Source organism: Oceanobacillus luteolus, assembly GCF_023715655.1.
In the GTDB taxonomy this organism is placed as follows: domain Bacteria; phylum Bacillota; class Bacilli; order Bacillales; family Amphibacillaceae; genus Oceanobacillus; species Oceanobacillus luteolus.
The window spans coordinates 19,424-42,115 of sequence record NZ_JAMBON010000032.1 but is presented as its reverse complement, the minus strand read 5'-3'; the positions used below and the strand labels follow the sequence as shown (position 1 = coordinate 42,115).

General features: G+C 41.6%; 23 protein-coding genes. 22 read left to right on the top strand and 1 reads right to left on the bottom strand.

Features of this window, described 5'->3' with window-relative positions:
* The first annotated feature begins 465 nt into the window (after positions 1–465).
* The 21 genes from upp to M3210_RS20500 all read left to right on the top strand — a co-directional run bounded on the left by upp (position 466) and on the right by M3210_RS20500 (position 21,021).
* Positions 466–1,095, top strand: a complete 630-nt coding sequence (gene upp / locus M3210_RS15450; RefSeq protein WP_251516150.1) for a uracil phosphoribosyltransferase — start codon at positions 466–468, stop codon at positions 1,093–1,095.
* Positions 1,096–1,208: 113 nt separating this feature from the next.
* On the top strand, positions 1,209–3,347 hold the full coding sequence (locus M3210_RS15445) for a S8 family serine peptidase (RefSeq protein WP_285853837.1): 2,139 nt from the start codon (positions 1,209–1,211) through the stop codon (positions 3,345–3,347).
* A 587-nt stretch (positions 3,348–3,934) separates the two neighbouring features.
* Positions 3,935–4,321, top strand: coding sequence for an ATP synthase subunit I (locus tag M3210_RS15440; RefSeq protein ID WP_251516137.1), 387 nt, complete (start codon positions 3,935–3,937; stop codon positions 4,319–4,321).
* Between the two features lie 131 nt (positions 4,322–4,452).
* Positions 4,453–5,178, top strand: coding sequence for a F0F1 ATP synthase subunit A (gene atpB / locus M3210_RS15435; RefSeq protein WP_251516135.1), 726 nt, complete (start codon positions 4,453–4,455; stop codon positions 5,176–5,178).
* Between the two features lie 44 nt (positions 5,179–5,222).
* A complete protein-coding gene (atpE, locus tag M3210_RS15430) occupies positions 5,223–5,435 on the top strand; it encodes a F0F1 ATP synthase subunit C (protein ID WP_251516132.1) in 213 nt (70 codons plus the stop codon).
* Between the two features lie 156 nt (positions 5,436–5,591).
* A complete protein-coding gene (gene atpF, locus M3210_RS15425; protein ID WP_251516130.1) occupies positions 5,592–6,119 on the top strand; it encodes a F0F1 ATP synthase subunit B in 528 nt (175 codons plus the stop codon).
* Positions 6,116–6,661: a F0F1 ATP synthase subunit delta gene (locus M3210_RS15420; RefSeq protein WP_251516128.1), complete on the top strand. Its 546-nt coding sequence runs from the start codon at positions 6,116–6,118 to the stop codon at positions 6,659–6,661. The genes atpF and M3210_RS15420 overlap by 4 nt, the downstream gene beginning before the upstream one ends.
* Positions 6,662–6,679: 18 nt before the next feature.
* On the top strand, positions 6,680–8,191 hold the full coding sequence (atpA, locus tag M3210_RS15415; RefSeq protein WP_251516126.1) for a F0F1 ATP synthase subunit alpha: 1,512 nt from the start codon (positions 6,680–6,682) through the stop codon (positions 8,189–8,191).
* Positions 8,192–8,421: 230 nt separating this feature from the next.
* A complete protein-coding gene (gene atpG, locus M3210_RS15410) occupies positions 8,422–9,282 on the top strand; it encodes an ATP synthase F1 subunit gamma (RefSeq protein WP_251516124.1) in 861 nt (286 codons plus the stop codon).
* Positions 9,283–9,314: 32 nt separating this feature from the next.
* A complete protein-coding gene (gene atpD / locus M3210_RS15405; protein WP_251516122.1) occupies positions 9,315–10,721 on the top strand; it encodes a F0F1 ATP synthase subunit beta in 1,407 nt (468 codons plus the stop codon).
* Between the two features lie 71 nt (positions 10,722–10,792).
* Positions 10,793–11,191 (top strand): F0F1 ATP synthase subunit epsilon, encoded by a 399-nt coding sequence (locus tag M3210_RS15400; RefSeq protein ID WP_251516153.1) that lies wholly within the window; start codon positions 10,793–10,795, stop codon positions 11,189–11,191.
* Between the two features lie 331 nt (positions 11,192–11,522).
* Entirely contained in the window at positions 11,523–11,753 is a 231-nt protein-coding gene (locus tag M3210_RS15395) for a DUF1146 family protein (protein ID WP_251516120.1), read from the top strand.
* A gap of 149 nt (positions 11,754–11,902) precedes the next feature.
* A complete protein-coding gene (locus M3210_RS15390; RefSeq protein ID WP_251516118.1) occupies positions 11,903–12,616 on the top strand; it encodes a YwmB family TATA-box binding protein in 714 nt (237 codons plus the stop codon).
* 36 nt (positions 12,617–12,652) lie between these two features.
* Positions 12,653–13,978: a UDP-N-acetylglucosamine 1-carboxyvinyltransferase gene (gene murA, locus M3210_RS15385; protein ID WP_251516116.1), complete on the top strand. Its 1,326-nt coding sequence runs from the start codon at positions 12,653–12,655 to the stop codon at positions 13,976–13,978.
* A 235-nt stretch (positions 13,979–14,213) separates the two neighbouring features.
* Positions 14,214–15,365 carry a stage II sporulation protein D gene (gene spoIID / locus M3210_RS15380; RefSeq protein ID WP_251516114.1) on the top strand — a complete coding sequence of 384 codons (1,152 nt, stop codon included), beginning with the start codon at positions 14,214–14,216 and terminating at the stop codon, positions 15,363–15,365.
* Between the two features lie 716 nt (positions 15,366–16,081).
* Complete coding sequence (gene spoIIQ, locus M3210_RS15375) at positions 16,082–16,957, top strand: stage II sporulation protein SpoIIQ (protein WP_251516112.1); 876 nt, start codon at positions 16,082–16,084, stop codon at positions 16,955–16,957.
* 370 nt (positions 16,958–17,327) lie between these two features.
* Entirely contained in the window at positions 17,328–17,600 is a 273-nt protein-coding gene (spoIIID, locus tag M3210_RS15370) for a sporulation transcriptional regulator SpoIIID (RefSeq protein ID WP_251516110.1), read from the top strand.
* Positions 17,601–17,848: 248 nt separating this feature from the next.
* On the top strand, positions 17,849–18,850 hold the full coding sequence (locus M3210_RS15365; RefSeq protein WP_251516108.1) for a rod shape-determining protein: 1,002 nt from the start codon (positions 17,849–17,851) through the stop codon (positions 18,848–18,850).
* A 39-nt stretch (positions 18,851–18,889) separates the two neighbouring features.
* Positions 18,890–19,693, top strand: a complete 804-nt coding sequence (locus tag M3210_RS15360; protein ID WP_251516105.1) for a flagellar hook-basal body protein — start codon at positions 18,890–18,892, stop codon at positions 19,691–19,693.
* 21 nt (positions 19,694–19,714) lie between these two features.
* Positions 19,715–20,548, top strand: coding sequence for a flagellar hook-basal body protein (locus tag M3210_RS15355; RefSeq protein ID WP_251516103.1), 834 nt, complete (start codon positions 19,715–19,717; stop codon positions 20,546–20,548).
* Between the two features lie 20 nt (positions 20,549–20,568).
* Positions 20,569–21,021: a DNA-directed RNA polymerase subunit beta gene (locus M3210_RS20500; protein ID WP_285853835.1), complete on the top strand. Its 453-nt coding sequence runs from the start codon at positions 20,569–20,571 to the stop codon at positions 21,019–21,021.
* A gap of 70 nt (positions 21,022–21,091) precedes the next feature.
* Here M3210_RS20500 and M3210_RS15345 read toward each other — a convergent pair whose 3' ends face one another.
* Positions 21,092–21,238: a lmo0937 family membrane protein gene (locus M3210_RS15345; RefSeq protein WP_251516101.1), complete on the bottom strand. Its 147-nt coding sequence runs from the start codon at positions 21,236–21,238 to the stop codon at positions 21,092–21,094.
* Between the two features lie 173 nt (positions 21,239–21,411).
* Here M3210_RS15345 and fabZ point away from each other — a divergent pair, with 173 nt between their 5' ends.
* On the top strand, positions 21,412–21,831 hold the full coding sequence (gene fabZ, locus M3210_RS15340; protein WP_251516099.1) for a 3-hydroxyacyl-ACP dehydratase FabZ: 420 nt from the start codon (positions 21,412–21,414) through the stop codon (positions 21,829–21,831).
* Positions 21,832–22,692: the final 861 nt, after the last annotated feature.

Sequence of the window (22,692 nt, the reverse complement as noted above, 5' to 3'; positions counted from 1 at the left end):
AATACTAAGAATCGGGCACTACAGTCAATGGCAAGCAGCAAAGCTGTGGCTGCTCTCACACTATGGTTTCAAATAATATTACTACTGGTCGAAAATATGCTTTTACACAGAATTATGGACTTGACTTTTGCACGAGTGTTCGAGTCCTTATAAGCACTATAAAGTCCCGAATGGAAATTTTACATGATCGTTCGAGTCCTTATTACTACCATAAAGACATGAATCAGAATTTTTCTGTATCGCTCGTGCATTTACAAGCGCTAAAAGTACATGAATGGAAGAAACTCATCTCAAATCAGCCCTCACAATCTATTAAACTCTCAGAAATGCTGAAGCAATATCCCATGATTTCCACCATGAAAGCTTTTCGATAAAATGTGACATAATATGCCCAATCAAGCTTGAATAACTTGTCGTTTTTCTGTACAATCTTAGAGATATGAAAATTTGAAGGAGTGATCTACATTGAGTAAAGTATTCGTATTGGATCATCCGTTAATTCAGCATAAATTAACGCGTATTCGTGATAAAAACACTGGAACAAAAGAGTTCCGCGAGTTAGTTGATGAAGTTGCGATGCTGATGGCTTTTGAAATTACAAGAGATCTTCCTGTAACGGAAGTTGAAACGGAAACACCAGTAACAACGGCTAAAACAAAAGAACTTTCCGGTAAGAAAATTGGTCTTATTCCAATTCTTCGTGCAGGACTAGGAATGGTGGATGGAGTCCGTAAATTGATTCCTGCAGCCAAAGTCGGGCACGTTGGACTATATCGTGATCCGGAAACATTGAAACCTGTGGAATATTACATTAAGCTTCCTTCTGATATTTCTGAGCGTGAATTGATTGTCATCGACCCGATGCTTGCAACAGGAGGTTCAGCAAATGATGCAATCCATTCCCTGAAAAAGCGTGGAGCAAAACATGTGAAACTCATGTGTCTAATTGCTGCGCCAGAGGGTGTGGAAGTCATTAAAGAAGAACATCCTGATGTGGATATTTACCTCGCTGCAATCGATGAGAAGTTAGATGAGAATGGTTATATCGTTCCAGGTCTTGGTGATGCTGGAGACCGTTTATTCGGTACAAAATAATAGTGAAAATGATGGGACTTGTAATCTTTTTAAAGGATTACAAGTCTTTTTTATACATAGAATTCCTCGTTTAATCAAAACTAAGCAGAGTAAGAAAAAGAGGAGCAACGTATATGAAGCGAATCATATTTTTTCTGTTCATTTTCCTCCTGTTTTATTCCAATGTGTATGCTTCCGAACTTGAAACAGTAATCATTGAAGTAGAAGGAAATGTCGACGAGCACGAGGAGTATATTGAAAAAAATCATCCATTTGTCGAAGTTGTCGCTACCTATTCCACTCTTTTTAACGGACTGGCCATTCAAGGCAAGGCGGAACACTTGAAGCGGATGCACACGGTTGATTTTATTAAAGGGGTCCATCATGTCCAAGATTATCAAACGTTGCCTGCAGGAACTTCAGAAGAAACAAAAATCCAATCTGCTCCCATCACAAGTGATGTGACTGGTAAAAATATAAAAGTTGCGGTGATTGACACGGGAGTGGATTATAACCATCCAGATTTAAAAGAAAATTTTAAAGGCGGCCAGGATTTGGTTGATTTTGATGAGGACCCAATGGAGACACTGCCTGAAGAGGGGATGCCGACGAATCATGGAACGCATGTCGCAGGAATCATCGCTGCGAATGGTGAAATGCAAGGAATTGCACCGGATGCGTCGCTCTATGCTTATCGTGCTCTCGGACCTGGGGGATTTGGTTCGACCGTCCATGTCCTTGCAGCTCTTGAACAAGCCGTGCAGGATAAAGTGGATATTATTAATCTGTCCCTTGGTAATAGTGTGAACGGTCCTGATTACCCGACGAGTGTCGCGGTTAACAAAGCGGTTGAACTTGGTATCCCGGTTGTCATAGCCAATGGTAATAGTGGGCCAGATCCATGGACGGTCGGAAGTCCGGCAACTGCCGCGGATGCCCTGTCTGTTGGGGCGGTTCAAGCGCCTACAAGTGTGCCGTATCTTTACCATGAAGGAGAAAGGAAAGCCATCCAGATTGCAACGATGCAAGGTGCAACATCCTGGGATCTTACAAAGGATTATAAAATAGTCCAAGGTGATAAGGCCGAAGAGTTGAACGGAAAAATTGCTCTATTTCAGCGTGATGTGACGACTTTTCGTGATTACGCACTTGAAGCACAGAGAAAAGGAGCGGTTGCCGTCCTCATCTATAATAATGAACCTGGTCCGTTATACGGGGGTATCGAAAACAATGATGAAGCAATTAAGATTCCCGTTGCAGGAATTTCAGAGGAAGATGGGGAGTGGCTCCTTAACAAAAGCGAGGAATATATCGCAACGAATCATCAACAATTGGACACAACAATTGCCGACTTCAGTTCCCGCGGACCTGTCACGGTTAACTGGGAAATTAAACCGGATATCACTGCCCCTGGGACCGCAATAAAAAGTACCGTTCCTGGTGGCTATGAAAGCTTCAATGGTACGAGCATGGCAGCCCCTTATGTCACGGGTGCCATTGCGCTGCTAAAAGAAGCCTATCCAAGCTGGGATGTAGAAAAAATATATAGTGCACTTCAAACGACGGCAGAACCATTGCGTACAGAAGCTGGCGAATTTCATACTCCGTCTACCCAAGGGCACGGGCTCATCCAGCCTGAACAAGCATTAAATACTCGTACTGTCATCTATGATGGAACGTTGGAAGCTGGAAAAATTACGGAGCGGCATGAAGAAAAGCAATTTAACGTAACAATTGAAAACCTATCAGATGAAACGCAGGAGTTCACTTTCGAGTATCCAAAGCAGCAATCCGGTATTCAATGGCAGCTCCCACTATCGTTTACCGTTGAACCAAAGGAGAAACATGAGCTGAAAGTCCAGTTGAAGGTGAGCAGTTCACGGTTGCCTGATGGTGTGCATGAAGGCTTTTTGACCTTGAAGGAGAAAAAAGAAAACAAAACATATCATTTACCATACCTATTTGTTAATCAGTCAGCAGACCAACCCAAAATCGCTGGCATCGAATTTTACCTCAAACCATTCTCTGAAGACACTTATAGCTATAACCTTTATGCAACGGAAGAACTGAGATCAGTCGCGATTGATTTATACGATCCGGATATCTTGACATATCGTGGAAATTTAATTGAAATAGAAGAGCCGACAATCGGTACAAATGAAGGGGAGATCCCCCGATACAAGCTGACCCCGGGTAATTATATCGGAAGGTTGATTGTCATCAGTGCTGATGGAGAAGTGCAAATTGGTGAAATGCCGATTACGATTGAATAGTGAAGTCGGGTCAATGGATATATTTTTCTATTGGTCCCGGCTTCCAAATTTAAACCCCGAGTAAACATCCTCATTATCCCGTATCTAGCTCTATTACACTAAGTGAAACCTCTATCCATTCCCTTTTTCCTACTTTCCAAAATTGTCAAAACCCGTTCACAAAAACGTCATATTTACAACGATATATTTCCTATATAATGAGTGTTGTACGCCTTGAATTTCCCGGCATTTTTTTACCGTAAAGTAGCTAAAAAATTTTGCTCGAAAACCGTTGAATTTATCCAAGGCTTCTAATTGACAATGCATGTGCCATTAAGGTAAACTTACCTAGTGTGAGTATGGGTTTTTTCAGAAAAAATGTTAGAAATTAGTCGGAGTTTGTTAAAAACTACACATATAGGGAATAATATCCTGTTGACACTTTCTGCAGACTCACATCATACATAGTAAAAGTCGCCGATACTTGCAAGGTTCTGGCCAACTGAAGGTACATCTCTTCTATGTTAATAGGTAGAAGTACAATTCTAAGCTTGGAAATTCGTATCACCACCTTCCCGTATGTTTCACTATAGGAGCGTTCAGAAAAAATGTTTGAATTTGATAGTATGATTGTACGACAGAGGAAAGGCATGCTTACTTTGCTTGCGCTAGTCGTACTCGGAGTAGTATTTCTGCCTTATATGAGAGAGCTTAATGGACTCTTGTTAGGTGGGGTGATCAGCTTCTATAATTTGTTGGTACTTCAGCGTAAGACAAGATTGCTGGGGGATAAAGCAGCAACAAAAAGTAAATTTCGAGGAAGTTTGGGAACGGTCACAAGAATGGCGGCAGCAGTTTTAGGCGTAGCAATCGCTATGCGTTTTGAAGAATCTTTTCATGTTATTGCTGTAGTAATTGGTTTAATGCTATCCTACCTTATCATTTTTCTTGATGGAATCTATTACCTTCTCATTAGAAAAAATCAAGATAGCTAATGTACATACTTCATGCAGCTTTAATATGCAAAAGCAACTCTTGGTAGATAAGGTATCTATCTGCACCACGTAAGAAAACGTCACCAATTCTGGTGGCCATCTAAAACTATCGATGTAAAGGGGTGATAAATTTGGATCACACAGCTCCAATAGTTGAAGATGTTTTTGGGATCTCCTGGCTTGACTTCAACCTCGCCAACGTATTCATGATCGCAGTCATATCCACACTAGTATTCGTCGTCTGTGTTTGGGCAAGTCGTAATCTTCAAATGAAACCGACTGGCAAGCAGAACTTCATGGAGTGGGCCGTAGAGTTTGTAAGAGGTATTATCGGCGACACAATGGACTGGAAAACAGGAAAGGTCTTCCTTCCACTAGGAATGACACTCATCTTTTATATCCTGTTTAGTAACGTAGCAGGGCTAGTCACTGTCGTCACGATAGGTACTGACCTCTGGTGGAAATCACCGACTGCAGACGCAACGATAACACTGACCTTATCAGGTATGGTCGTGATTTTGACACACTTCTATTCCATAAAACTACGGGGAACGAAACATTATCTCAAGACATACGTGAGCCCTGTTCCGTTGATGTTACCATTTAAGATTTTGGAGGAATTCACCAACACATTGACACTCGGTCTCCGACTATTTGGTAACTTATTTGCGGGAGAAATTCTACTAGCTTTACTTATTTCACTAGCAGCATCAGGAGTTTTTGGATTCTTAGGAGCTGCATTACCAACACTGGCCTGGATGGGCTTCAAATTGTTCATCGGTGCAATTCAGGCATATGTATTCGTTATGTTAACAATGGTATACATGTCTCATAAAGTGAGTGCGGAAGACCATTAAATAAAAAAACTAAAGGGTTTAAACATAAAAGGAGGAAATTATAAATGGGAGCTTTAGCAGCAGCAATCGCAATCGGATTAGCAGCATTAGGTGCTGGTCTAGGAATCGGGATGATAGGTAGTAAGACTTTGGAAGGTATTGCAAGACAACCTGAACTGAAAGGTTCACTACAAGGTACAATGTTTATCGCTGTAGCACTAGTTGAGGCGATTCCAATCATCGCAGCAGTTATTGCGTTCATGGTTATGGGCAGCTAATAACACGTCCTTAATAAGTTGAAGATGGCGAGGATCCGGTTAATAGAATCTTCGCCATTCCTTTATGTAAGATTATGTAGGTTAATTCTGTAAGTTAAAGCAGAACTGATTAAACGCTTTTTTCAATAGACGAAATCCGTGAAAGGAGTGAAAGTAGTGCATTCATACATTGACATGTTGTCTGTAGGTGCAGCAGTAGGGGGATTACGAATTGGCGATATGATCGTTCAATTAATCTTCTTCCTCATCTTACTGGCATTACTGAGAAAATTTGCGTGGGGACCACTCATGAATATGATGGAACAGCGTGAAAACTATGTTGCAAGTGAAATCGAAGCAGCAGAGAAAAGCCGCGCTGAAGCTGAGAAGTCTGCACAAGAAGCAGCTGCACAGCTGAACAACGTAAGACAAGAAGCACAGAAAATCATTGAAGACGCTAAGACTGCCGGTATCAAACAAGAGCAAGATATCATTGCATCTGCCCGTGAGGAAGCTGAGCGCATCAAAAAGCAAGCTCAAGCAGACATCCAAAACGAGAAAGATCAAGCGATCCAAGCACTTCAAGCACAAGTTGCTTCACTTTCTGTGTTAGTTGCAAGTAAAGTGATTGAAAAAGAAATCAATGAACAAGACCAAGCAGCGTTCATTAATGACTACATTAAAGAGGTAGGAGAAGAGCGATGAGTGAAACAATCGTAGCCAAGCGTTATGCAGATGCTCTTTTTCAACTAGCTATACAAAAATCAGAACTAGACCAATATGAAGAATCTTTACGCGCCGTTCGTGAAGTCTTTAAAGATAATAAACAATTAAATTCATTCCTATTGCATCCAAGAGTGAATGGGGAACAAAAAGAAAAGCTAATTACTGAAAGCTTGAAAGGCTTACATAAAGATGTCGTCAATACGATTAAACTCCTCGTACAACGCCATCGTACAATGCTTATTCCATCCATTGTTGAAGCTTTCATTAAAAATGTGAATGATGCGAAGGGAATTGAAGTGGCAACTGTTTATTCTGTTCGTGAACTATCCGCTGAGGAAAAGCAAGGTTTAAGAGTGAATTTTGCTAAACGTATCGGAAAAAACACATTAGAATTTGAAAATGTCATCGACCCAAGTTTAATTGGCGGCATAAAAATTCGGGTGGGTAACACAATTTACGACGGTTCCATCAGTGGCAAGTTGCATCGACTTGAACAAAAAATAACAGTAGCGAACAAATGATGATAGGGGTGAAATGGTATGAGCATTAATGCCGAAGAGATTAGCAAGCTGATAAAGCAGCAAATCGAAAACTTTGAAACAGATATCGAAGTATCGGATGTTGGAACAGTTATTGAAGTAGGGGACGGAATTGCACGTGCACATGGCCTCGAAAGCGCAATGGCTGGAGAACTATTAGAATTTGAAAATGGCGTTATGGGATTAGCGCAAAACCTTGAGGAAAGTAACGTAGGTATCGTTATCCTCGGTGATTATTTAGGAATTAAAGAAGGCGATGAAGTTCGTCGTACAGGAAGAATCATGCAAGTACCAGTTGGAGAGGAATTATTAGGACGCGTAGTGAACACATTAGGTCAACCAATTGATGGACTTGGCCCAATCAACACGACAAAAACTCGTCCAATCGAAGCACAAGCTCCTGGTGTAATGGATCGTCAATCGGTTTTCGAGCCATTACAAACTGGTATTAAAGCGATCGACGCCCTCGTACCAATCGGACGTGGACAGCGTGAGTTGATCATCGGTGACCGTCAAACAGGTAAAACAACGGTAGCGATCGACACGATCATTAACCAAAAAGATCAAGATATGATTTGTATCTACGTTGCAATTGGACAAAAAGAATCTACTGTACGTTCTACAGTTGAAGTTCTACGTCGTTATGGTGCACTAGATTACACAATCGTTGTATCTGCATCTGCTTCAGACCCAGCACCTTCTCTATACCTAGCTCCATATGCTGGTGTAGCGATGGGTGAAGAATTCATGTATAACGGAAAACACGTACTTGTTGTTTATGATGACTTGTCGAAACAAGCGAACGCATACCGTGAACTTTCCCTACTATTACGTCGTCCACCAGGACGTGAAGCATTCCCAGGGGATGTTTTCTACTTGCACTCACGTCTACTTGAACGTGCAGCTAAACTTAGTGACGCAAAAGGTGGCGGTTCTCTAACGGCGCTACCATTCGTTGAAACACAAGCAGGGGACATTTCTGCTTATATCCCAACGAACGTTATCTCCATTACAGACGGACAAATTTTCTTACAGTCTGACCTATTCTTCTCCGGTGTACGTCCGGCGATCAACGCTGGTCTATCCGTATCACGTGTAGGTGGAGACGCACAAATCAAAGCGATGAAGAAAGTTGCAGGTACACTACGTCTGGACCTTGCATCCTTCCGTGAGCTAGAAGCCTTCGCTCAGTTCGGTTCTGACCTTGATGCAGCAACACAAGCAAAACTGAACCGTGGTGCACGTACAGTTGAAGTACTAAAACAAGGCTTGCATAAACCACTAGCGGTAGAAAACCAAGTAATGATCATTTATGCACTTACAAAAGGCTATCTAGATGATATTCCAGTCGAAGATATTCTTCGTTTTGAAGAAGAAATGAACATATGGTTAGCTACAAACGCAAACGAATTGCTAGAAGAAATCCGCACTACAGGCCAACTGCCTGATGCAGATAAAATGAACAAAGCAATTGAAGGATTCAAGAACACATTCTTGCCTTCAAATGCGTAAGTGACTGTTTAGGGACTAACGGACTGGAATGCGGTGCAGGAAGATAAAGGAAACACGGCGACGTAAGGAGCCGATGTTGACTTATCGACCGGAAGCGCATGAAGTTCGGACAGTCCCTGGTCACTGGAGCTAGACGTATCAAATGCGTAAGCGACCGTTTTAATATAAGAGGTCTGGCAATCACTAGCCAGCCCTCTTCACAAATCACTGCGAAAGGGTGGTGAAGAAGCTTGGCATCACTTAGAGATCTAAAAGGAAGAATAGATTCTACAAAAAAGACAAAACAAATAACAGCTGCGATGGAGCTGGTATCTGCATCTAAAATGGGTAAAGCCGAACGCGCTGCAAAAGGTTTTGTTCCTTATAGCGAAAAGATTCAAGAAGTTGTCGGTAGCATTGCGAACAGTAGCTCAGATGTTACACATCCCATGCTGACAAAACGTAAGGTCAATAAAACAGGATATCTGATCATCACTTCAGATAAAGGACTTGTTGGAGCGTACAACAGTCATATTTTAAGAGATCTTACAAAGACAATTAATGAACGCCATTCCGACCCATCGGAATACACGATCATCGTGATGGGGTCAAAAGGCTATGATTTTTGTAGAAGACTTAATTTACCAATTGCAAAAAGTATCCTTGGTGTAGCAGATCAACCTAGCTATGCTGAAATTCAGGAAATTGCTTCCGAAACTGTGCAAATGTACACAGATGGTGAAATTGATGAATTAATCATTTTCTATAACCATTATGTAAGTGCAATTTCACAAGTGGTCACTCAGAAGCAATTATTACCGATTGAAGATATCGCTGGAGTCGGAAATTCTAACAGCGAATATGAATATGAACCAAATGAGCAACAAATTTTAGACGTATTGCTTCCACAATATGCTGAAAGTCTCATCTTCGGCGCATTACTTGATGCGAAAGCAAGTGAGCACGCAGCAAGTATGACTGCCATGAAGAGTGCAACTGATAATGCATCCGAATTGATCGATGACCTTTCGCTTCAATATAACCGTGCACGTCAAGCGGCAATCACGCAAGAAATCACGGAAATTGTTGGTGGAGCATCTGCGCTTGAATAGTTGATTTGAAAAGTAAGTTAGGAGGGAAATCCATGAGTAAGGGACAAGTTACACAGGTAATGGGTCCTGTTGTCGACGTAAAATTCGAAGACGGCCAACTCCCAGAAATCTACAACGCCTTGGAAGTAGATGTCAACATTAATGGCGTTGACAGCAAGCTTTCATTAGAAGTTGCACTACACCTTGGCGATAACAGTGTCCGCACCATTGCAATGGCATCTACAGACGGTGTACAACGTGGTGCAAATGTAACAGACTTAGGCAGACCAATCTCCGTACCAGTAGGAGATGTTACTTTAGGAAGAGTATTTAACGTATTAGGTGAGAATATCGACCTTGACGAACCACTTGGAAACGACGTTCGTTTAGATCCTATCCACCGTGAAGCACCGAAATTTGAAGAACTTTCAACTGAAACTGAAATTCTTGAAACAGGAATTAAAGTTGTTGACTTACTTGCTCCATATATCAAGGGTGGTAAGATTGGATTGTTCGGTGGTGCTGGTGTAGGTAAAACGGTACTTATCCAAGAATTAATCAACAACATCGCTCAAGAGCACGGTGGTATTTCCGTATTCGCTGGTGTTGGAGAGCGTACACGTGAAGGTAATGACCTTTACTATGAGATGAAAGACTCTGGAGTTATCGCAAAAACAGCGATGGTATTCGGACAAATGAACGAGCCACCTGGAGCACGTATGCGTGTTGCATTAACAGGTCTTACAATGGCTGAATACTTCCGTGATGAACAAGGCCAAGACGTACTATTGTTCATCGACAACATTTTCCGTTTCACACAAGCAGGTTCGGAGGTTTCCGCGCTACTAGGCCGTATGCCTTCAGCGGTAGGTTACCAGCCAACACTTGCTTCAGAAATGGGTAAACTACAAGAGCGAATCACATCTACACAAAAAGGTTCTGTAACATCGATTCAAGCGATTTACGTACCTGCGGATGACTATACGGACCCGGCTCCGGCTACAACATTCGCTCACTTAGATGCAACAACCAACTTGGACCGTAAACTTTCTGAGATGGGTATCTACCCAGCGGTGGATCCTCTTGCTTCAACTTCTCGTGCACTTGACCCAGAAGTTGTTGGAGAAGAGCACTACCAAGTTGCAACTGAAGTACAACGTACACTTCAGAAATACCGTGAATTACAAGATATTATCGCAATTCTAGGTATGGATGAGTTGAGTGAAGAAGATAAATTGACGGTTGCACGTGCACGTCGTATCCAGTTCTTCTTATCTCAGAACTTCCACGTTGCTGAGCAATTTACTGGTCAAAAAGGTTCTTATGTACCAGTTCAAGAAACAGTAAGAGGCTTCAAGGAAATCCTTGAAGGTAAGCATGACGATCTTCCAGAAGATGCATTCCGTCTAGTTGGAAGCATTGAGGAAGTTGTAGAAAAAGCAAAACAAATGCAACAATAAATGATAAATGGAAGAAGGGGGAAAGTTTCATATACTTCCCGCCTTCTTACCAATATTAGGAGGGGTTTATCCTGAAAACACTAACTGTGAGTGTTGTAACTCCTAGTGGTACAGTCCTGGAAGAGGATTATGAAATGGTCGTTAGTAAAACTGAAAACGGTGAACTAGGTATTTTACCAGGTCATATTCCTTTAGTAGCCCCATTAGACATTGGTGTCACACGGTTAAAGAAAAACAATGAAACATACCAAGTGGCAGTCAGTGGAGGATTTATGGAAGTACGTCCTGATAAAGTAACTATTCTCGCGCAATCTGCCGAAAAAGCCAGCGACATTGACGTTGCCCGTGCGAAACAGGCAAAAGAGCGTGCAGAACGTCGTCTACAATCGAAACAAGACGACATCGACTTCCAGAGAGCTGAATTAGCACTCAAACGCGCAATTAACCGCTTAAGTGTAAGTGGGAAGTAAATACAAAAGCTGAAGCGACCGTTTAGGGACGGTCGAACTGGAATGCGGCGCAAGAAGATAAAGGAAACACGGTGAGGTAACGAACCGATGTTGACTTATCGACTGGAGGCGCATGAAGTTCGAACAGTCCCTGGTCGCTGAAGCTAGCCGATACGAAAAAGTACCTGCGTCTTTTCGACGTCGTAATAAAACAAAATCTCTTATGACACACTATGTTATAAGAGATTTTTTCTTTGAATGATATGTAAAAGTCCTCATCTACTGTCATTCTTTCCCGAACTCATTTCCCGGGAAATATCGACAATAATATTTCTTATGAAAGGAGCCCTCCATGATTTCGATAGGTCAGATTGCGTTAATTAGCATGATTTCGCATTTATTCTTTATTTGGCTCACATGGCGTCTCATGTTAAAGCTGAATTTCGACCCGATCATCCGCAAAGGTCACTCTACAGAAGGTCGGATTTTCCTCATGTTTTTAGCAATATTAATCGGTACTGGTGTCAGTAACTTTGTTCTCGACATTATCCGTTGGTCACAAGATTTATCATATCTATTTTAAAAAGAGCTCACATATAGAGCTCTTATTATATTAACCGATTTTCATCAATGATAAACTCCTGTTTTGGTCTCTCAATCTACTAATCTAGTGAATAAAATATATATACCTGTCCATACTGAAAATAATCAAAGGATAAGGTGGAGAGAGACATGAAAAAAACAGTAATTTTACTTTTTATCATTACTAGTATGTTTATGACAGGAGCTACCCCAAACGAACCAGTTGATCCCCTACATACACTCACCAAAATCGCAGAAGAAAATACATGGGCAATTACAAATTGGGAAGTCATGCTTAAAGAATCTATCTCCAAAACCAATTTCAACGATATTTTGAACGATGTACGAAATAGTCATTTAGTAACTAGAACCGAAGATGAAAATAGTATAAAATATATTCTGTTTGATGAAGAAAATACTACATCTATCCATGTGGATCAAACGATTATTGTGTCAAAGATAGAGCCTGAACATATTGAGCTGATAGCTGTTATGAAAGGGTCCGATTGGAACGAAGAAATTCAATCGGAATATGACCAAACAAGTGGTAAACTCAACGATTCATTCTTTCAAGATAAACCTGATGAATTCACTTGTATTGAGGTCATAGAAGATGATACAATAGAGAATAGAGCGGTTATTGACGTATTAACAGAATCGCTGCAGCTGGAGCATGTGGAAGAGCAAGATGATCCACTCGAAATGTCCAAGCATAAAAAAATAAAATACGGGTATACACCTCTATGGAACGAGAAATTTGTCATTCAGGGTATACCATATAATTTACAAATCGTCGCGACTCAAGGGGATTCAGGAAAGCTGGCATACACGATAGGCACACCTATCCTAATGAATGAATATTAATATCTAGAAAAAAGGATTTGAAGGAGATTTATAAATATGGAAAAAATCATCGTAAGAGGTGGACAGCAACTAAATGGTACTGTAAAAGTAGAAGGTGCCAAAAATGCCGTATTGCCAGTTTTGGCTGCGAGCTTAATTGCTAGTGAAGGCAAAAGCGTAATTACAGATGTACCTGTTTTAGCTGATGTTTATACAATCAACGAAGTACTAAGAAACCTTAACGCCGAGGTTACCTTTGATGCAGAACAAAATACAGTAGAAATTGATGCTTCCAGAAGATTACGTACAGAGGCTCCGTTTGAATATGTTCGGAAAATGCGCGCTTCTGTCCTCGTACTGGGACCACTGCTCGCCCGCTATGGCCATGCAAATGTTGCTATGCCAGGTGGCTGTGCAATCGGATCACGTCCAATCGACCTTCATCTAAAAGGCTTTGAAGCCATGGGAGCTGACATTCATGTCGGTAATGGTTTCGTTGAAGCGAAAGTAGATGGACGTCTTAAAGGTGCAAAAATTTATTTAGATATGCCGAGTGTTGGCGCTACGGAAAATATTATGATGGCTGCAAGCCTTGCTGATGGAGTTACAACAATTGAGAACGCAGCTAAAGAACCTGAAATTGTTGATTTAGCAAATTACTTGAATAAAATGGGTGCCGATATTGTTGGTGCTGGTACAGAAACAATCCGTATCCAAGGAGTGGAAAAGCTCCACGGTGCAACGCATACGATTATTCCTGACCGAATTGAAGCAGGTACATTCATGGTAGCTGCTGCGATTACAGGTGGTAATGTACTCGTTGAAAACGTGGAAACTGAACATTTGCGCTCTGTTATCTCTAAATTGGAAGAAGTAGGTGTAACTATTAAGGAAGAGGAAACCGGAGTTCGTGTTATTGGTCCTCAAGAACTTAAGGCTACAGATATTAAAACACTTCCTTACCCAGGCTTCCCAACTGACATGCAATCCCAAATGATGGCACTAATGCTAAAAGCAAACGGTACTAGCGTCCTCACTGAAACTGTTTTTGAAAATCGTTTCATGCATGTGGAAGAATTTAGAAGAATGAACGCAAAGATTAAAATTGAAGGCCGTAGCGTAATCATTGAGGGATTAAATGATCTCCAAGGTGCAGAAGTCGCGGCAACAGATCTTCGTGCAGCAGCTTCGCTAATCTTAGCTGGTTTAGTCGCAGAAGGACGTACTCGAGTGACTCAATTGAAACATTTGGACCGCGGTTATGTAAATATCGTTGGTAAATTGGCTGCTCTAGGTGCAGACATCGTTCGCGTGGACGAAAACGACAATGTAATCGAGCCACTTCCTGTAACAGCTGAAGAAAAAATTGCAAAGTTATCATAACAAATAATACAACATGACAACCCCTACCAGAAGAAAAATATCCGGTAGGGGTTATTTATATGGTAATTTTCTTTTTAAGTGACTGTTTTCTTTAATTTTTCATAACTTTTCAGGTCTATTTTTCCCTTTAGCGTATAAATATAATAGTAGATTGCTAAACTTAAGCTAGTGTTTATATGCAAGTCGTTGTGTATATCTGCATGTAAGCATGAACTCAACAACAAGGAGGGAATTTGTGAAAAGTACAAAGAAAAAAATCAATCTCCAGAAACACTTGAAGAAAAAACTGCAAAGTCAATCATCTTTTAGAAAAAGCACCATCACATCAGCAAAAACAAAGCTAACCCCTTCGTTTAAACCAAAAGGTTCAGTGTATTTCAGACATCATCAGTATTCATACAGGTTGCCAATCATCATTTCGATTTTATTACTTCTTACGCTTATACTCGTGGTTCCTAGTTTGATTGTGTTGCCTTTAGGTAATAAATCGGAAATAACTGAATCGGTCGAGGAAACTACATTGGAAGATGAAAACCCTGAAGCGGTTTCTGTAGCCGTCATGCGCACGAAAGCAGATGTGGTGGAGGATGTACCGCTTGAAGATTATATTGTCGGTGTTGTTGCAGCAGAAATGTCGGCAGACTTTGAATTGGAAGCTCTAAAGGCTCAAGCCCTCGCCGCCCGCACTTATACGGTGAGCCACCTCCTAGGAGGAAATAAAGAGGAAGAGTTCGATATTACAGATACCGTGCAGCATCAGGTATATAAAAACAATCAAGAATTGCAGCAACAATGGGGTAGTAATTATGAAACGAATCTAGAAAAGATTAAAGCAGCAGTAGAAGCGACAAAAGGTCAAATCATAACATATAATGAAGATCCAATCACGCCTGCCTATTTTTCAATGAGTAATGGCTTTACGGAGAACTCCGAGGATTACTGGGAAAATGAAGTGCCATACTTGCGCAGTGTGCCAAGTCCATGGGATCTCGAAAATCCAAAACTTGTAAGTCAGGAAACATTTTCCAAAGATGAATTGGAAAAACTTTTGGAAGTAGATATTCCGAATGGGAAATCCAATGATATTCTCATAGCCCGGAATGATAGTGGGCGTGTCAGTGAGTTTGTCATTGAGGGAAATACATTTACAGGTAGAGAAGTGCGTGACAAACTAGCTCTACGCTCCAGCGACTTCTCCGTCAAACAAAACAATGATCACTTCATTTTTACAACAAAAGGCTACGGGCACGGAATCGGCATGAGCCAATTCGGCGCCGACGCCATGGCGAAAGAAGGAAAGAGCTACGAAGAGATCGTTAAATACTATTACCAAGGGGTAGAAATCAGTACCTTGGATGAAGCAGCCCCAACCCTCGTCTTGAAATAGACGGGGTTTTTTGTTTACATTACTTTTCATAGAATGCTGTAGTTTTAGCTGTGGCTTTCAAGTAAAGAATTTCTTTGTCAATTACCAGAAACGTTTAATAGAGTCTCTCTCGTGTTACGAATGCTGATGGAAATTGTTTAAAATTTACAATAGAGCGTCTCTCATGTCTCGAATGTTCTTGGCAATCGTTTAAAACTTACAATAGAGCGTCTCTCATGTCACGAATGATCTTGGCAATCGTATAAAACTAACAATAGAGCGTCTCTCATGTCACGAATGATCTTGGCAACCGCTTAAAACTTACAATAGACTGTCTCTCATGTCACGAATGTTCTTGGCAATCGTATAAAACTAACAATAGAACGTCTCTCATGTCACGAATGATCTTGGCAACCGCTTAAAACTTACAATAGACTGTCTCTCATGTCACGAATGATCTTGGCAACCGCTTAAAACTTACAATAGACTGTCTCTCATGTCACGAATGATCTTGGCAATCGTTTTAAACTTACAATAGACTCCCTCTCATGTCAAAATGACTATACTATAGCAATGCACCTTGGGTAATAATAAATTTACTAGATAACACAGTAACTTATTCCCAAATGCTTAACTTCCCCTCAAAAACCAATAAAATACGCAAATCTTAAAAATTTTTCACTATCAATGTATAGATTTTCTATTTTCTGAACAGAATGGTTGTTGAGGTGATAAGAATGAATGAGGAAAACAAATTCGGTCCAAAAAAACGCTGGACACGTATTTTCCGTAAAAGATGGTTCTTCCCTAGTCTTTACTTAGTACTAGCAGCTCTATTAATCTCTGCAGTTGTCTGGTATACAAATAACGGGGACGAACAAGTAGTTGATGAGTCGCTAGAGCAAACGGATGATTACACTCCAATTCCAAGTGATGATTCTGCAGTTCCTGTAATGGATCAGCAGGAAGTAATTCAGTTACCTGTCGCAAACGCTGAAGAAGCACAAATCGTAACGAAATTTTTTGATTATAACGCAGACGAGGCAGACCAAGTAAATGCTCTAATCCATTACAACAATCGTTATTATCAAAGCACAGGTATTGACATTACATCAGCTGACGGCGAAAGCTTTGAAGTAGTCGCTGCGCTGAGCGGTACGGTAAGCGAGGTAAAAGAAGACCCGTTACTCGGGAACGTTGTTGTAATTGCACATGATAACGATGTAAAAACGTATTACGCAAGCCTTGGTGAAGTATCCGTAGAAGCGAATGATCGCGTGGAACAAGGAGATGCAATCGGAACTGCTGGGAAAAATAACTTCGGAAAAGATAATGGCAATCATGTCCATTTTGAAATCCGTAAAGCTAACGAAGCTGTTAACCCAGAAGCAGTTGTCAATCAGCCATTAGCATCCGTAGACAGTCTTGTTTCAGGCTCTGAAGAAGATGCCGAAACATCTGCTGAGGAAGATGCTGAACCAACAGCTGAAGAAGCAGATGAAGTAGATGAGTCTGCAGAAGAAGATAGTGATGAAGGCGAAGACAATGATGCTGAAGGTGAAGAAGCAGAATCTGACGAAGAAAGTTCTGACGAAGAAAATCTAGAAGAATAATTTTGGGACAAGGACATCTTGGCGTTTACGCTAAGGTGTCTTTTTTTCTATACATAAAGTTTCGCACATAAATTCCCACACCTCATGTTCTCCCAATTTACCCAACTTATCCAAAAAACTTCTCTCTACCCCTTGTCCCAGAAAAGATTTATTCATAATCAGGTGTAGCTTGTAATAAAATGTTACAAACCAAACAAAGATTTTGCGCTGAGGTGAAAGAGATTAGTGGAAACTTCCCAGAACCTGCATAACTGAAAATTACATAGTAGACTTTTATCAGTTGACTTCACAGTAATGATATACCTTGCCCCAGTTGAACAGAAAGCTAAAAAACGGCACCTCAGAACGATCAACTTAGGAGGCGAACGGTGTGCATGATTACATCAAAGAAAGAGCAATCCGTATTGGTCAGCATGTCATTGAGACAAGGATGACGGTCCGGAAAATCGCCAAGGAATTCGGAGTGTCCAAAAGTACCGTCCATAAAGATTTGACTGAACGTTTACCGGAAATTAATCCCGAGCTTGCCAACCAGGTGAAAGAAGTGCTGGAATATCATAAAGCGATCAGACACCTGCGAGGCGGTGAAGCAACGAGACAGAAATATAAAAAGCGAGAAACCATCAATAGTTCGCGAAATTGAAAACCCTTCTATAAGCTACTAGTCACTCACAAGGATTAGTAGCCCGTTTTTTTACCGCCTATTCCTTCTTCACCCTGCAATGCTACTCTTCTGTACCTCCCAGCCACTTTCGACAGAACTAGATAAATTTTTACAAATTATTTTCGAAAAAAGAAGTTTATTGTACCAAACTGTGATAAAATATGTTATTAGTAGCATTGTGTGAATTCACGTGCAAGACAGTTAAATTTTGGGAGGACCTAGATAGAATGTTTTCTAGAGATATTGGAATAGACCTTGGAACCGCCAACGTTTTGATTCATGTAAAAGGAAAAGGAATTGTATTAAACGAACCAGCCGTTGTTGCTATGGATAAAAATACGGGAAAAGTCCTCGAAGTCGGAGAAGCAGCCCGTCGTATGGTTGGTCGAACACCAGGAAACATTGAAGCAATCCGTCCATTAAAAGATGGCGTTATTGCTGATTTTGATGTTACAGAAGCGATGTTAAAACATTTTATAAATAAAATAAATGTAAAAGGCCTGTTTACGAAACCACGCATGCTTATTTGCTGTCCAACGAACATTACAAAAGTGGAGCAGAAAGCGATTAAAGAAGCAGCGGAAAAATCAGGCGGTAAAAAAGTTTACTTGGAAGAAGAGCCTAAAGTCGCTGCAATCGGCGCTGGGATGGAAATCTACCAGCCAAGCGGAAATATGGTTGTCGACATCGGTGGTGGAACAACAGATGTTGCGGTTCTATCGATGGGCGGAATTGTTACCTCTGAATCCATAAAAATGGCAGGGGATAATTTTGATGCAGAAATTCTTCAATACATTAAGAAGAAATATAAACTATTGATCGGTGAGCGGACAGCGGAAGAAATTAAAATTAGTGTCGCTACCGTGTTTACAGATGCAAGAGACGAGTCACTCGATATTCGTGGACGTGACATGGTCAGCGGGCTTCCTCGCACCATCACGGTTCATTCTAAAGAAATCGAAGAAGCGTTAAGAGAGTCCGTATCTTTGATTGTACAAGCAGCGAAGATGGTTCTTGAACAAACACCACCAGAATTATCAGCAGATATTATCGATCGTGGCGTCATCCTGACTGGAGGCGGAGCGCTTATCCATGGAATGGACCTCTTGCTTGCTGAAGAGCTGAAAGTCCCTGTATTCGTTGCAGAGGAACCAATGAGCTGTGTGGCAAAAGGTACAGGAATCATGCTGGAAAATATCGATAAAATCGAAAGAAGACAAATTGGCTAACATTTAAAGCAACACGGAAAGGCTAGAGGAGGAGTACCCATGTTACGAGGATTCTATACAGCTGCGAGTGGGATGATGGCTCAGCAGAGATACCAGGAAGCGCTGGGGAATAATATCGCGAATATGAATACACCTGGATTCAAAGCGGATCAAGCGACCATTCGATCATTTCCTGAGATGCTGATACAAGCACAAGGAAATAAACAGCTGCCGACGAAAAACAATTTTAAAGTACCATTCAACCAAACCATCGGTTCCATCAACACAGGTGTTTACGTCCAGGAATTCGTTCCGGATTTTGCTCAGGGTGATATCCGTGAAACAGGTATCGGGACGGATCTTGCACTTGTTCAAGTGAATGTGCCCGATGAAAATGGCGGATTATTTTTCCGGGTGCAAAATGAAGCCGGGGAAGAACGTTTGACGCGAAATGGGAATTTTACGATTGATGGCGATGGGTATCTCGTAACGAACCAAGGGTATTATGTGCTAAGCAGTACGGGTGAACCTATTCAACCAGGCGGCCCTCATTTTAATGTGACAGATACAGGCATTCTTCAAACGGAAACACAAACGGTCCCTCTTGGAATCGCGTATACAGCTGATGTAAACGGATTGATCAAGGAAGGCGATAACTTATATGCCGGAGAGGCTGGAGCGGTTCCAGCCGGTGTTGAATTCAACGTACGTCAAGGGTTTTTGGAAGGGTCCAATGTGGATGCCGCAAGAACAATGACAGAAATGATGAACGCCTACCGCAGCTTTGAGCTGAATCAGCGTGTGTTAAAGGCTTACGATGAAAGCTTAGGCAAAGCGGTATCGGAAATCGGCAGACTGGGCTAGAAAGGGTTTGGAGGTTGTACCATGTCAAGAATGATGATACAAGCAGCAGTCACGATGAACCAGCTGCAAAACAAATTAGATTTGATTGGACATAATATGGCGAACAGTCAAACGCCAGGATATAAAACGAGGAACTCAGAGTTTTCTTCTCTGTTGACGCAGCAAATTGATAATTTGCGGTCCCCGGCGAATGCCGAGAACCGAATGACCCCTGAGGGAGTACGCGTAGGTACAGGAGCAAAACTTGGTGCTATCGTCAATGATTTTTCTTTAGGTGCTCTACAAACGACAAGTCGGGCCCTAGACCTTGCATTACGGAATGAAAATCATTTTTTCCAAATTCAGACGGAAGACCAAGGGGTTACAACTACCCACTATACGAGGGATGGTAATTTCTTTTTAAATCCGATTAATGAACAGGAAGTTATGCTGACGAATAGCGATGGCCATCCGGTGCTTGGACAAAATGGTGCGCCAATTATCATAGCTAATGGATTCACAGGAATTGAAGTCCGTCAAAATGGGGAAATTATAGTGGAACGAGGCGACCAGCAGCAAGTGGCTGGTTCCATAGCAGTAGCAGAAATTACTCGGCCGCATTTGTTGGAAGCTGCGGGTGGCAATCTATTCAGTCTGCCTGACCTTGGGGAATTAGGGTTTACTTTTGCAGAGATTGTCCAGCCGGTTGGCGTGGTGGAAGGCCTGATAGAGAAGGGCATGTTGGAGCAATCCAATGTGGATATTGCACAGCAGATGGCTGACCTGCTTATGACGCAACGAGCTTACCAATTCAATGCGAGGACAATTTCGACGACAGATCAGATGATGGGCCTAGTGAATCAATTGAGAAGTTAAGTTAAGGGAGTACGAGAGCGATGTCTACAAATCAATCCAATCAAGCTGTCAAAGAAAAGAAAAACAATGCTGACAGTAAAACAAAGGGAAAACAAAAATATAGACGTGCCGCGAAGGATGCGAATGCAAAACTCGGTTCTTCTGAAGTTCGAGCGAAAAAAACGCGTCCTACAAAAGATGCAGCAATTCGGACTGCAGCTGCTGTCGAGGAGACGAAATCTTTCCGACGTAGAACTGTAACAGAGGATGCTTCACAGGATGAGAAGAAGGAACGCAGCAAGAAAAGGGAAAAATCTGCAAGGGTACGGGTATTCCCGATATGGCTGCGGATCATCATTGTCACTATCCTTTGCGCTTTTGCGCTTGTTACCGGATTAATGATTGGTTACGGTGTCCTTGGAGACGGAGCACCAATCGACGCTCTTAAAGTTGAAACATGGCGCCACATCATTGATATTGTAATCAAAGAATAACTGGGACAAGGGGTCAGACCCCGTGTCCCAGTTTTGATGTTAATCGAAAGATATTTTTTACGTAGCGCCGTTAACCGACTCGTCTTCCAGTAACTAAACGGAAAATCAGTACAATCAGGGCAATGACTAGTAGAAGATGGACTAGGCCGCCACCGACATCAAAAGCAAATCCAAGGATCCAAAGTACTAATAAAATACCAATTATTGTCCAAAGCATAATATAATTCCTCCTTTTTATGTCTGAAGTTCAGTTTCAAGTAAAGTAACTTGTATCTTTCTTTTACCTTTTTTTATTGGAGTCAAACATCCAAACTGATATAATCAAGGAAATGAAGGTGGAGACGCTGCAATGTCCCACTTCCATATTAATTAAAGAGAGGCGAATGAAACATGAATACAGAAGAAATTAAAGCAATCATCCCACACAGATATCCATTTTTACTAGTTGATAAAATTATTGAAATCGACGAAGCAAAACGCGCTGTCGGCATTAAGAATGTGTCAATTAATGAACCTTTCTTCCAAGGACATTTTCCTGATTACCCGGTAATGCCTGGAGTTCTTATTGTTGAGGCGATGGCTCAAGTTGGCGCAATCGCTGTTTTAAATATGGAAGAGAATAAAGGCAAGATCGGTTTCCTCGCTGGACTTGATAAATGCCGATTCAAGCGCCAGGTCAAACCAGGTGATCAATTGCGTTTGGAAGTGGAAATCACCCGTATGAAAGGGCCGATCGGTAAAGGTAAAGGACGCGCAACGGTCGATGGCGAGCTTGCTTGTGAAGCGGAAATCACTTTTGCCATCCAGTAATTATATTAATTAAAAGTATGACTTCCTATAAATTGGTTAAGCTAATTGCGAGTAACACCAAACTAAAAAAGGAGGCATACTACAATGACAAATAAATGGCTTCTCCGCGCTGGTTCTCTTATCTTCGCTTTTCCCTAGTCACTGGATGTGCAATGGGCAATGATGATAACAACAACGACCAGAACGATACTCCATTAGACCAAAACGAGGATAATGGGGACATGATGGACGGCAACAACGGTAACGGAGGCAATGGCGGAGACGGCGGTATGAATAATGGTAACGATGGCAACGGTAATGGCGATGGCAACGTTGACGACGATGGAATCATTGATGAAAACGGCCGTAATGATGATGAGGAAAACCGCTAAAAAACATAGCTCAATACGATTAGCAGAACGCAAATTCATGTCGTTCTGCTATTTTATTTTTTTAGGAGAAGTTGGATTGTGCAGTATATTTGGCATGCTCGTCGGACGTGAGAAGTTCTCGCGTCTGATTGTGCTGTGATTTTGCGTGATCATCGCATGTGAGACGTTCTCGCGTCTGATTGTGCTGTGATTTTGCGTGATCATCGCATGTGAGACGTTCTCGCGTCTGATTGTGCTGTGATTTTGCGTGATCATCGCATGTGAGACGTTCTCGCGTCTGATTGTGCAGTAATTTTGCGTGCTCATCGGACGTGAGGAGCTCTTGCGTCTGATTGTGCAGTAATTTTGCGTTTTCATCGCACGTGAGAAGTTCTCGCGTCTGATTGTGCTGTGATTTTGCGTGCTCATCGCACGTGAAAAGTTCTCACGTATGATTGAGCTAGTTATTTGGCATGCTCGTCGCACGTGAGAAGTTCTCACGTATGATTGT